12 protein-coding genes are annotated in these 12,753 nt (G+C 45.8%); 6 read left to right on the forward strand and 6 right to left on the reverse strand.

The annotated features are described in order from the left end of the window. Positions 1–43 precede the first annotated feature (43 nt). The 6 genes from ACHZBG_RS12830 (at position 44) to ACHZBG_RS12855 (ending at position 5,668) form a co-directional block, all read left to right on the forward strand. Positions 44–952, forward strand: coding sequence for a sugar ABC transporter permease (locus ACHZBG_RS12830; protein WP_320129857.1), 909 nt, complete (start codon positions 44–46; stop codon positions 950–952). Beyond that, the gene (locus ACHZBG_RS12835) at positions 949–1,797 is read left to right on the forward strand and encodes a carbohydrate ABC transporter permease (RefSeq protein WP_320129858.1); all 849 of its coding nucleotides are present in this window, start codon (positions 949–951) and stop codon (positions 1,795–1,797) included. The genes ACHZBG_RS12830 and ACHZBG_RS12835 overlap by 4 nt, the downstream gene beginning before the upstream one ends. Continuing rightward, positions 1,794–3,197 (forward strand): sulfatase-like hydrolase/transferase, encoded by a 1,404-nt coding sequence (locus ACHZBG_RS12840; protein ID WP_320129859.1) that lies wholly within the window; start codon positions 1,794–1,796, stop codon positions 3,195–3,197. The genes ACHZBG_RS12835 and ACHZBG_RS12840 overlap by 4 nt, the downstream gene beginning before the upstream one ends. A gap of 315 nt (positions 3,198–3,512) precedes the next feature. After that, positions 3,513–3,962: a hypothetical protein gene (locus ACHZBG_RS12845; RefSeq protein WP_320129860.1), complete on the forward strand. Its 450-nt coding sequence runs from the start codon at positions 3,513–3,515 to the stop codon at positions 3,960–3,962. Positions 3,963–4,001: 39 nt separating this feature from the next. Continuing rightward, positions 4,002–5,234 (forward strand): Nramp family divalent metal transporter, encoded by a 1,233-nt coding sequence (locus ACHZBG_RS12850; protein WP_320129861.1) that lies wholly within the window; start codon positions 4,002–4,004, stop codon positions 5,232–5,234. Next, positions 5,234–5,668 carry a universal stress protein gene (locus ACHZBG_RS12855; protein WP_320129862.1) on the forward strand — a complete coding sequence of 145 codons (435 nt, stop codon included), beginning with the start codon at positions 5,234–5,236 and terminating at the stop codon, positions 5,666–5,668. Before ACHZBG_RS12850 ends, ACHZBG_RS12855 begins: the two co-directional genes overlap by 1 nt. Positions 5,669–5,674: 6 nt before the next feature. Here the strand turns inward: ACHZBG_RS12855 and ACHZBG_RS12860 are convergent, their stop codons facing one another. From ACHZBG_RS12860 to ACHZBG_RS12885, 6 genes are all read right to left on the reverse strand, one after another. After that, positions 5,675–6,790 carry a 5-methyltetrahydropteroyltriglutamate--homocysteine S-methyltransferase gene (locus ACHZBG_RS12860; RefSeq protein WP_320129863.1) on the reverse strand — a complete coding sequence of 372 codons (1,116 nt, stop codon included), beginning with the start codon at positions 6,788–6,790 and terminating at the stop codon, positions 5,675–5,677. Between the two features lie 101 nt (positions 6,791–6,891). Then, the gene (locus tag ACHZBG_RS12865) at positions 6,892–7,794 is read right to left on the reverse strand and encodes a LysR family transcriptional regulator (protein ID WP_320129864.1); all 903 of its coding nucleotides are present in this window, start codon (positions 7,792–7,794) and stop codon (positions 6,892–6,894) included. A 133-nt stretch (positions 7,795–7,927) separates the two neighbouring features. Continuing rightward, a complete protein-coding gene (locus ACHZBG_RS12870; protein WP_320129865.1) occupies positions 7,928–9,829 on the reverse strand; it encodes a TRAP transporter fused permease subunit in 1,902 nt (633 codons plus the stop codon). Positions 9,830–9,924: 95 nt separating this feature from the next. Beyond that, positions 9,925–10,929 (reverse strand): TAXI family TRAP transporter solute-binding subunit, encoded by a 1,005-nt coding sequence (locus tag ACHZBG_RS12875; RefSeq protein WP_320129866.1) that lies wholly within the window; start codon positions 10,927–10,929, stop codon positions 9,925–9,927. 49 nt (positions 10,930–10,978) lie between these two features. Beyond that, on the reverse strand, positions 10,979–11,377 hold the full coding sequence (locus tag ACHZBG_RS12880) for a PPC domain-containing DNA-binding protein (RefSeq protein ID WP_320129867.1): 399 nt from the start codon (positions 11,375–11,377) through the stop codon (positions 10,979–10,981). Positions 11,378–11,380: 3 nt separating this feature from the next. Further along, positions 11,381–12,745: an FAD-dependent oxidoreductase gene (locus ACHZBG_RS12885; RefSeq protein ID WP_320129868.1), complete on the reverse strand. Its 1,365-nt coding sequence runs from the start codon at positions 12,743–12,745 to the stop codon at positions 11,381–11,383. Between the last annotated feature and the right edge of the window lie 8 nt (positions 12,746–12,753).

The following is a 12,753-nucleotide window of genomic DNA, read 5'->3' on the forward strand; positions in this document are numbered from 1 at the left end:
GGCAAGAGAGAGGGAAACCTCTCTCTTGCCAGGAGAATTCACCATGAATCGATACCAATACGTCAGGGGAAGCAAAAACAAAGACTTGCTCCATGCAATCCTTATAAACTGTGTACCTACCATACTTCTTATCATAGTATTCCAGCTTCTCCCCATCTTGATTGCCATCATATACAGTTTCATGAAAATCAATCTGATGGCTGGAACAAAAACTTTCATTGGAATGCATAATTATCTGCATGCTCTCCAAGATGAACGCTTTCTTGCCTCCTTGGTTACGACCCTCAGATATTTTTTCATGCGCGTACCCCTTCAGGTTATCCTAGGTTTCTTCCTTTCCTTACTGTTCTATCAGCCCAAAAAATGGACCCCTTTGCTACGAACCATTACCTTACTGCCGGTAATCACATCGATGGTAGTCGTCACTTCAATTCTTGGACTGATGATGCATCCCTCCAATGGGTTGATCAATTCGTTGCTTCATATCATTGGCATACCTGCCCAAGGGTTCCTTACCGATCCAAAACAGGCACTCGGTTCAATTGTCTTCATTACAGTCTGGAAAAATGTCGGAATGACAATGCTTTTCTTTCTTGCAGGGCTTATGGCCATTTCTCCGACTTTATACGAAGCGGCTGCCATAGATGGATGTTCCTTTTTTCAAAAACATTGGTCCGTCACCATCCCCATGCTCAAGAAAACCTTCTTGTTTGTCTTGATCACTACCACTATTCGTTCTTTTCAGGTTTTTGGTCCTATCTTGATGGCTACCAATGGAGGCCCCTTGCAGTCCACCAGAGTAGTAGTCCTGGATATTTATGAAAACGCTTTTGTATTCAATCAATTGGGATATGCTTCGACGCAATCAGTTATTCTTGCCGTCATATTGATAGGAATTTCACTGCTGCAGATGCGCTTTTCTGAATCAAGAAAAGGAGAAAAAAACATATGAGCAACAATACAGGGAGAATATACAAGAAAGCGTTATTTTCCCTCTTCTTGATTTTCTTGGCAACGGTCTTCCTGCTTCCTTACCTTTGGATGGTAGGTTCGGCTTTCAAGACTCGAAGTGAATTATTCTCGTATATTCTCCCTCTTAGCTGGAAAACCTTCGTTCCACTTCATCCAACATTGGATAATTTTTCCAAATTATTGTTTGAGTTGGGATTTGGCCGTACAATTGCCAATACGCTGTTGCTCTCTGCCATTACCGTGCTGGGGTCGGTCATTCTTTGTTCCATGACTGCTTTTGCTTTGTCAATGACTGAATTTCCAGGAAGAAAAATAGTTTTTTTCCTGATAATGTTCACGATGATGGTCCCTTTTGAAGCAAGAATGCTCCCTACGTTCCTTGTCGTACAAGATATTCATCTAAGCAATACTTTCACAGCCCTTTACCTCCCCTGGCTCGCCGATGCCTTCCTTATTTTTTTATTTACCGGTCATTTCTCAGAAATTCCATTTGACCTGTATAATGCAGCAGTTATCGACGGATGCCCCCATACCCAAATTTACTGGAGAATCATGCTCCCGAATATCGGTCCTGCCCTTATAAGTGGAGGTCTGATAAAATTTTTCTTTGCCTGGGATTCTTATGTTTGGCCCCTGATCATTCTCAGAAGTGATAAATGGCAAGTCATCGGGGTAGCAATTGCAAACCTCTTCACGGACCAAAGCATAGCGTGGGAATTGATATTTTCCAGTGCCCTTCTCTCCACCCTGCCTGTTGTCTTGCTCTTCATCCTACTCCAACCCTATTATGTTGCGGGGATGACCAGTGGAGGTCTCAAGGAATGAATAAGCCGAAGAACATTTTGTTCATCATGACCGACCAGATGAGGGCGGATGCCTTGAGTCTCGGTACCTGTTGTTCAAAGGAAACCCCCAATCTTGATGCACTTTGCAAGGAAGGAACCCGCTTTACAAATTGTTGTACAGTATCACCTATCTGTGCCCCTGCCCGGGCAGCGTTGCTGTCGGGGTTATATCCCCATCAGATGGGAGTCTGGGACAATAGTCCCCATACCTTTCCCCCTGAAGCAAAAAATTGGGTGAGATTCCTAAAAAAGAAAGGTTATAAGACCAGTGTATTCGGAAAGACGCATTATTACCCTTATAATGGCTCTGTACCTGACATGCGCGAGGCAGAACCATTGATTCAAGCGTATGGATATGAAACTGTCAATGAAATTCCGGGACCAAGGGTGAGCGCGATATTGGATAGCCATATGGCTGCACTTTGGGAAGAACAAGGATTCCGGGAAAAAGTCAAAGAGGATCTTGCTGCTCGATATAAGGGAAACCAAGCCCTTGCCTACCCAAGCGTACTTCCTCTTGACCTCTACCCTGATGTATATGTAGGAAAGACTGCGGGCGAATACCTTCAGAAGTATGACAACAAGGAACCCTTCTTTTGCTTTGTCAGTTTCGGGGGTCCCCATGACCCCTGGGATTGTCCTTTGCCCTATGTACAACGTTTCGAATCAATAGACATGCCAGAAAGTCTTCCACCTTTTATAGATAGATATCCTGATAGACCCAAAGGGGGTTGGGATACTGCACCTGCCTATCCACCTTTTTCCAAGGAGGACGTCCAAAATATCAGGAGAAATTATGCAGGAAAAGTTACCCTGATAGACGAGCAGATCGGCCACCTTTGCACAATTCTCAAACAAAAAAATCTTTGGGAGGATACCCTCATCATATTCACCTCTGACCATGGTGAAATGAATGGAGACAAGCAACGCCTGTATAAAGAAAATTTCTTTGAAAGTGCATTGAAAATTCCCTTGATCATTCGTATTCCCGGTCAAATTGCGCAAACTTCCTCCTCCTTGGTTGGATTGCAAGACATCGGTCCTACAATTGTTGAACTGGCGGGAGAAACATTGGACTATCCACAGCAGGGAATTAGTTTGGTTCCGGTACTCAATGGTTGCCAGATAACACACCGGAACTTGGTCTTTTCTGAATACAATCAAGAAATCATGGTCTTTGACGGTAATTGGAAACTGGTTGTCAACAAGGACTTGAAACCTTACTTGCTTTTTAACCTTGCAGAGGATCCTCTGGAACACATCAATCTAGCAGGAGGCAATCTTCCTGAAGAAAAAAGATTATTGCAGCAAATAAGGACATTCCTCATCGATACCCAAGAAGGATTCTACACACGTGAAGATGCAAACCATGAAAAATAAACAACCCAATATACATCTTTTAAGGACTGACCATCAGCTCTATTACCGTCATGGCTGGGCTGGGGGAATAGGGCCCCAAAGGTCTTTTTCTGACCACTTTGCTCAGCAAGAAGTTTGTTTTAATTGATCCTATACAGTTACTCCCCTATGCGGTCCGGCACGAAGAAGCCTTCTTTGCGGTCGTTTTCCCCATTATCATCGAACCTTACATAACCAAAGGGAATCAGCCTTTTCTGAACCAACATATCTGGATGCCTTACATGATTCTGGAATCAAGGCACAAAAAACACTCATGAAAGCTTCTTCCTCGCCAATTTGACCAGTGATAAACTCAGAAAATTGGCAATCAATGACATACCATTTCATCTCAGGACCGATTTTCAGAAGTCACATCAACCCTATTTTCAAACCCAAGAATACAGGTACTTTGGCCTCCACATCATCCTTCACTCTGCTTCAAAAAGCTCTATTCAAGGCAGAGCCCATGAACAAGACCGTTCAGACCGGGCCATCCTCTCCAGTGACGTATTTTATGTTGAAGATGGATTGGATACCTTTCGCCTCTGGTGTAGGAGGGGTATTCTTGCGGGAAAAATGGAAGAAGCAACCTTGAATCTTACTGTACAACGGGCAGGAGTGCAGACGCTTTGCCTTCTGACCATCTCTGATCTGCCTTTCAGCAAGAAACACCAGGACTCCTTTGCATCCATGATGGAGATAGTCCCCAAAACAGCATACATTCAGGAACCCCTGCCACTCATATAGTATTGGAATCTCCACAACAAAGAGCTATACTCAGTCATCATGCGAGAAAAAGGCAATTTTAAAAAGATTCTGTCATTTCTGGGCCCGGGTTTCCTGGTCACGGTAGGATTCATCGATCCAGGTAACTGGGCGACCAATATTGAAGGTGGATCTCGTTTTGGATATGCTCTGTTATGGGTCATTACCCTCAGCACCTTCATGCTGATGGTCATCCAACATGCAGCGGCAAAACTGGGTATCGCCACCGGGAAATCCCTTGCAGTAAATATCCGGGAGCATCTGCCCAAGCCGATTACTTATTTCATAGGAATTACTGTTGTCATGGCTTGCGTTGCCACTGATGTCGCGGAACTCTTGGGCGGTGCCATTGGATTCCAGTTATTGTTTCATTTTCCCCTTTGGTTGGGAGCCTTGATAACAGTGTTTCTGGAAGTATTTCTTATCATTGGGCAACGCTACCATAAGCTAGAGCGTACCATCATCGGCTTTCTCGGAATCATTGCCCTTTGTTATGTGGCTGAATTGGTAATTGTCCATCCCGATTGGGGTCAGGCCCTTCCCTCGTTCTTCATTCCTCGCTTGAGTACCTCAAGTATCTATATCGCGATGGGAATGTTGGGGGCAGTCGTTATGCCACACAATATTTTCTTGCACTCCAATGTAATCCATTCTCGCCAATGGGGAATTGATGATAATGAAAAGAAATCCCTGCTTCGCTATGAACGTATTGATACAGTTTCTTCTCTCCTCCTTGGTCTATTGATCAATGGATCAATGATCATCGTTGCAGCAAGAGTATTCCATGGAAACGGTGTGGTAATTACCAGCATCACCGATGCCTCGAAAACCTTGGTTCCCCTGGCAGGGCCCGTCGCTGGCTTGCTCTTTGCCGTAGCCTTGGTTTTCTCTGGTGTCGGATCCTCGGTAACTTCCTCGATGGCAGAAGTCAACGTCATTACAGGATTCTTGGGAAAACCTGAAGATCCGAGGACTCTACTCTATAGAGTGGCAACCTTCATTACTGCAATTCCCTCTTTTGTAATCATCTTGATGGGATTGAACACGTACAAGATATTGATCTTCAGCCAGGTAATCCTCAGCATTCAGCTCCCTTTCACCTTGATTCCCTTGCTCTACCTTTGCAGGAAGAAGCCAGTTATGGGAGTCTTTCGAAGTAGCTCGCGTGAATTTCTGGCAATGCTTCTCATCACCGTGGTTATCACCTTATTGAATGTATATTTATTGTATGCCACATTCTCAGGAGGCGCTTAATGTCACCATTTGCCCATATTCTTATTTTAATCGATTGTTCTCCAGCTGATGAGGCTATCATGGATCTCGTCGCGAGACTTTTGGAAGGCTCAACTTCAAAAGTTACGCTATCGCATGTAGTCCATTCCCATACCCTCGATCAGGACCGCGTCCTCAAGGAACAGGCCGATGCCTGCATGGAAAGCATGATTGAACGATTCCGTGCGCTTGGAGCAGGCCCAGTGAATAAACTACTGCTCAGCGGCGAACCGGAAGAGGAACTTGAAAAAGAGATCAACCAAGGCGACTATGATTTAGTGGCCATGGGGACCCACGGCCACACAGGTTTTGGAGATCTACTCTACGGTAGTGTCTCCCGGCATCTGAAACATACGATATCAGTTCCCTTGCTTATGGTCAGAAATACGGAAACAACTTCCGAAACGGCTCACTGATCAGCTTCAATCGTTCCATACAACTTTGGCTATATCTCTTACCAAGGCAACTTTGTTCCATTGCTCTTCTTCAGAAAGGATATTCCCCTCTTCCGTGGAAGCAAACCCACATTGGGGGCTGAGACAAAGACGATCGATCGAGACAAAATGCGAGGCATCCTCAATACGCTTTTCAATAAGGGAAGGATTCTCCAAGGAAGGAGTCTTCGAGGTAATCAAGCCCAGAACGACCGTCTTGTCATCAGGAACAAAACGTAAAGGCTCAAACCCGCCTGCACGTTCAGTATCGAATTCAAGATAGAAGGCAGAGACCTTTTCCTGGGGAAACAGATACTTTGCAATGGGCTCATATCCACCACTGCTTGCCCAAGTGGAATGATAGTTACCCCGGCAAACATGAGTAGTGACTACCAAATCAGAAGGTTTGTTCTCAAGCGCCTTGTTGTTCAGTTCCACATACAAGTTGGCCATTGCAGATATATCGGCATCCTTCCATCCCATTTTCTGTTGGAAGGAGACATCACAAAACATACCCCACGTGCAATCATCAAGCTGTACATTACGGCATCCTTGTGCATAGAGGCCCTGGATAACTGTTTGGTAGGCCTTGGCAATATCATCGAATAAAAGATCCTTATCGGGGTAATAGCGTGTTATCTCTTGTTCGTTTTTTCCCCTGACCAATTCAGCATAGAGTTGAGCTGGGGCAGGAATTGTCTGTCGCGCCCTGCTCTGATCATCCTCGAATTGATGCAGATAGGCAAAATGCTGCACAAAAGGATGATTCACCGCCTGTATCCGACCGGTGACCTGGGCAGAGTCGGCACGGGTGACCTCTCCTTGAAACTTATAACCAGTCTTTGCGGAACACTTGCCTATCCCTTCCATTCCCCACATGAAATCCAAATGCCACCAACTTCGGCGAAACTCACCATCGGTAAGGGAGGAAAGCCCTGCTGCTTTTTGTTTCTTGACCAGATCCGCGATGGCGGAATCCTCGATCGCAGTCAAGCTCTCTCTATCCAAAAGACCTTCTGAAAAGGCTTTTCGCGCTTGTTTCAGGGATTCTGGTCGTAAGTAGCTTCCTACTACATCGGCTCTGAATGGTGCATTCTGTTTCATAGGTATCGTTCTCCCTCTTTGGTTATGGAGTGAGTATAAATATCTTCGATGTTATAGTCTAATACTTTATTTTTATGGTAATCCATAGATCTTATCTATATCTATAGTTTACAGACAGCTTCCAGCCTCTCCAGATATTTAGTCGCAAGATAGCCTGGTTTCAAATCCCTGTGGTGGATATATCCAATTTCTATAATCTGGTCGACATCCAGGGGAATTGAAACAATCTGTGCATCATCAAGACTATGCGAAAGCAATCCAGTGGAAATCGTATATCCATTCAAACCTATCATCAGATTGAAGATAGTCGCACGGTCACTTACCCTGATTACCTTGGCATGGGGAAGAAACGAAAGAATCTCCTCAGAATAATAGAAAGAATTGAACTCCCCCTGGTCGAAACAGAGACAGGGATAGGGAGACAGGTCCTCCAGGGAAACGGAACTGCGTCCTGCAAGAGGATTCTCCCTTCCAATGAAAATATGCGGTTGTGAGGTAAAGAGCGGATGAAACTGCACATGTTGCTCATCCAGGACATTGCCAAGGACTTTTCTGTTGAAATCATTGAGATACAAAAGCCCCAGTTCACTCTTGAGGGTGGCCACTTCCATAATTACCTCATAGGTACGACCTTCATGAAAGGCGAATTCATACTCTTCATGGGCATATTGGGTCACCAATTCGGCAAAAGCCTGGACAGCGAAGGAATAGTGCTGGCTTGAAACCCGGAACCGTTGTTTCAAGGGTGTCCCTCCCAGATATTTTTCCTCAAGCAATTGATATTGCTCAAGAACCTGCCGGGCATATCCAAGAAAGATATGACCTTCAGTGGTAATGGAGATCCCTTTGGGCAACCGAAGGAAAAGAGAAAATCCCAGTTCGGCTTCCAGTTCCTTGATGGAATGGGAAAGCGAAGGCTGGGAGATGAATAATTGGGAGGAAGCCTCACTGATCGAGGCACAATCGGCGACCTTGGTTATGTATTTGAGTTGTTGCAATGTCATGAAAAAATACTAGGGTGTTGCACGCAGTTAGGCAAGTAGATAAACACCTGCTTGCAAGACCTTCATTCACGAAAAAGGTGAAGATCCGGATATTCACCTTTCTTTCGTCTCCACTTTTTCAAATATCCTTCGATCAAACAATCGCAGTAGTTTTCCTTTTTGCCTGGATCTTCCGAAATGAGTAAATAAGAACGAAAACCAAGGAAGCAAGCAATGAAGCTCCTAAATTCGGAGTAATGGCAACACAGGCAACAGCAACATATAGCAATCGCTCAAGAATTGAAATCTTCGACTCTACGATACCCTGCAAGCTGATTGCCACTGACAAAGCAACCACCACAGCAGAGATCAAGGTAACCAAGGTAGTCACATTGAACCCAATTGTCAGGTAGTCAGGATTGAAGGCAAAGGCAAAGGGAAGTATAAAGCCGGTAATACCCAAGGAGAAAGCTTTCAAACTCACCTTCATTGGATTCTCTTCCGCTATTCCTGCAGCAGCATAGGAAGCTACGGCAACAGGAGGCGTAATGGCTGAAATGGAAGCAAAATAAAGCAAGAACAAATGCGCCGACAAGAGTGGCAGGCCAAGCTTGACCAAAGCAGGTGCAATAGCCGTTGCACAAACAATATAGGCAGCGGTCGTAGGAAGACCCATTCCAAGAATTGCACAGACAATCATCGAAAGCACCAACGAAAGTACCAGGGAAGTATTACCCATCTGAACAATAAAATTGGAAAACTTCAAACCAAGACCAGTCAGGGAGAAAATACCTACGACTATTCCGGAGGTTGCACAAGCACTGAGCACGGCACAGAGTGATCGTCCTGCCCCGACAGCGCCTTTGAAAATACCTTGGACAGTCAAGCGGTCCTTGGAGTCAAGCAAACCACAAATGATAATGGTCAACGTTGAATAAATAGCTGCCGTCATTGGTGTGGTACCGAACCCAAGCAAAAGAACCAACAGGACAATGACAGGAATGAACAGTTTCATTCCCTTAGCCAAAGAAGCTTTCAAATCCGGCAAATCAGCTTCATCCAACCCTTTCAGCTGATAACGAACTGCTTCCAAGTCCACCATCTTGAACAGACAGACATAATACATCATTGCGGGAATCACCGCTCCAAGGCATACCGTTGCATACGGGATGCCTGCTACGTCGGCAAGAACAAAAGCCGCGGCACCCATGATTGGGGGCATAATCTGCCCACCGGTGGAAGCAACTGCCTCAATGGCACCAGCTGTTGCCTTGGGATACCCATTACGTTTCATCAAGGGAATCGTGAAAGCTCCGGTGCTTACAACATTAGCGACACAACTACCTGAGATAGTCCCGAACAAAGCACTGGCGATTACCGCCATCTTGGCAGGGCCACCCCGTTTCTTGCCAGCAAGGGCAATCGCGATATCCTGGAAAATAATATCGGCCCCGGAGGCATTGAGGTACGCGGCAAACATGAGAAATAGATAGACATTCGAGGCACTGGTTCCCGTAGGAACACCATAAATACCTCTATCACTGAAAAGGGCCAGGACCACTCGATGCAAGGAGTACCCTCTGTTACCGAACAAACCCGGAATTGAGTTTCCGATAAGTGCATAGATTACAGCCACTATCGCAATGAGGGGAAGAACGACTCCCAGTACGCGCCGAGCTGCCTCCAGGACAATCAGGGTCAATATCAATCCAAGATAAAAAATCTGGTCAGTAATGATATTGTTCTGCATGTTCTGGGAGTATTCCTGGAAGTTCAGGATTACATACAGGCTGACTCCAAGAACCAAGGCAATGATAATCCAGTCAATTACCCTGCACAGTAGTATCAGTTCCTTCCTGTCACTTGCTACATTCGCATTCAAGGGATAATAGAGAAAAACAAGAACCAAGCCGATCATCACATGGTAGGCATAGAATTGAATGCTGGGCAGGGTAAAAATGGTATAATTGCCAACATGTAGCACTATGGCAAAGAGAGAAACAAAGAGAATGACAGCTGATACTATACCCTTATATGTTGGTTCTGCATGTTTCATGTAGGAAGCTCCTCATCGGTGATAAAAGGTTTTTGCAAAAATCCTGCATTGCCCCCGGATTCGGGGAGAGTGCAGGATGTAGGAAGAAACAGAAACTAGGGAATCAAGCGAGAGGGAACCTCAATACCTTGTTCCTTCAGATATTTGATAACTCCTGGGTGCATGGGAATATTGAAATTCAGGGAATTCTCGGGAGTGCAATATTTCAGGCTCTTGTGTACGGCAAGCAAATCAGGATTGTGTTCATAGATTGTCTTGGCAATTTCATATGCATCGGCATCGGAAAGATTTGAAGAACAAACCAGCATATTCCATTCAGAGACAGTCGGAACATCCGCAGTTGCACCAGAATACGAACCCTTGGGCATGGTGGAAGCAGTATAGAACGGGAAGGTATCGGCAAGGAATTTCTGTTCATCCGCACTCAAACCGATAAAGCGAAGAGTCTTGGTTGCTTCCAATTCAGTAATGGCTGCAAACGGAGGGTAGGAAAACAATACGGCGGCATCAACTTGTCCCTGAGATACAGCCGAGGCTGTGGCCCCATGCCCATCGTTGAAAATCGAGGAAGGCTCTATACCCATTTTGGCAAAAGCATTACGAAGAACCCCATCCATTGCCGCACCCTTTGAACCGAGCCCGATGATTTTACCCTTAAAATCAGACATGCTCTTTATATCGCTGTTGGCAAGGGTATACATGGTCATATAGGAAGGATACAAGGGCACAAGACCCCTGACTTTGGTCATAGGCTTGCCATTGGCCCATTTTGCAGTTCCCTTGGACCCCTCATAGAGAGCCGAAGTCATTGCAAAACCAATCTCGGCATCCCCATTCTCAATCATTGCGAGATTCGCGGCTGAACCACCGGTTTCCTCGGAGGTGAACACATACTTCTGGGGCAATGCATTGTTCAGAATCGTAGCAATTCCGCCACCTATCAGATAGAAATTTCCACCGTTTGAACTTGTTCCGATGGAATACCTCTTGGGAGAGGCCGAAGCGCCACCTGATGCTGCAGAATTTTCTTTCTGCCCTTGACAGGGAGCCTGGAACAAAACAAGGACCAAGATGCCCAACACGCACAACGTTTTTTTCATGATAGTCTCCTCATTACAATTTCAGCCAACGAAGTTGACTTATTTTTCATTACACGGGGATCATGAATATCCTAAGAGAACGAAAGGCTTCGCCTCCTCGGAATCCACCACCAAAAACATGTCCACCCGCTGACGCCGCAGCAACATGAATATGGACGAACAACGGACTATCCTTATCTGGATACATCGCGGCCAATTCTTTATCGACAACTTCCCATTCCAGGACTTCTCCCGTAAACCCAACGATTTCACAAGAAGTATGGAAAGGAACTTCAACACATCGAAGAGGAAGTTCATTTTCCACGGGAGCCGCGATCCTGACATTCTTGGCTGAACCAATTGCTCCGATGATATAGACGCTCTTCAGCTCTTGTTTTGCAAGAAAGTCCAGGATGTTGCCCATGATATCGCCCCCGGCGGGAACAATCAATTGAAGCAAATTTTCCATTTTCTAAGCCCTTCCTACATATTTTTCCGCTTGTCCGGCGGCAATGAGAATAGGGTCATAGACTGGAGCTACCGGTGGTGCATACACCAAATCAAGCTCATTGACTTGAAAGACCGTCATGCCTGCGGTAATACAAGCAACCAGTACATTGATCCTTCCTGCTATCGATTCACTACCGAATCCCTGGGCTCCAAGCAATAGCCCAGTTTCTTTGTCAAATACAAAATTAAGGGTGTTCGGTTTCCCTGCAGGATAATAGGAAGCTCGGTCCGCTTTGGTAATAAAGGACTGGACAGCATCATATCCGGCAGCTTTTGCTTCCTTGAGGGAAAATCCCGTTGCAGCAATATACAGATCGAAGACTTTCGTGACCATGGAGCCAAGAACCCCAGGGAAGGTCGCATCCACTCCACCTATAACACTACCGGCAACTTTTCCCATCTTGTTTGCAGTCGTCCCAAGGGGGACATGAACAGGTTTTCCTGTCAGTATGTGTTTCATCTGAGCACAATCACCACACGCCCAAATAGCATTGTCACTGGTTTGCATCCGGTCATTTACTACGATGCTGCCCTTGATTCCAAGTTCCAGACCTGCTTCCCTGGCAAGGGAAGTTGCAGGGAGGACTCCAACTGACAAGATGACCAAATCAGCTTTTGTCTGGATACCATCGGAAGTCTCTACGGCCCGAACAGTTCCCTCTGAACTTAGGATTCTCTCGATCTTTGCACTGAGATGGACAGCTACCCCATGGTCTTCCAATGTCTTCTGCACTGTCTGGGAAAAAGATTCGGGAAGGAATGGCAACAATCTATCCATCGCTTCAAAAAGAGTTACCTTGACCCCAACTTGCGTCAGTTCCTCAGCCAGTTCCAGACCGATGAATCCACCACCCACGATAGTAGCACAGCGAGCACCTTGAACATGCTGCTTAAGCAAAATGCCATCTTCTACGGTTCGCAAGAAAGCAACACCCTGGACATCGATGCCTTCTATGGCCGGCCGCACAGGAACCGCTCCTGTTGCAATGACCAATACTTCATATTGGTAGGTCAGGACCTCTTCTGCTTCCAGATTCCGTACGGTTACCTGCTTGTTTCCCCTATCGATTGATAACACTTCATGGTGGATGTACACGACAATCCCGCGTTTATCTCGCATCTGTTCAACAGAGAAGGAGACAAGTTGCTCAGGTTTCTCAATCAAGCCCCCCACGAAATACGGAAGCCCGCAGGCACCATAACTGATGTATCCTGTTTTCTCGAATACGGTTATTTCCAAGTCAGGATCAAGACGTTTTGCCTTGGAGGCTGCACTCAACCCAGCTGCAGTTCCCCCGATTACTACCATACGTCGTGGTTTTGCCATGGTCGACA

The sequence above is a fragment of the uncultured Sphaerochaeta sp. genome, assembly GCF_963676625.2.
Taxonomy (GTDB): Bacteria; Spirochaetota; Spirochaetia; order Sphaerochaetales; family Sphaerochaetaceae; genus Sphaerochaeta.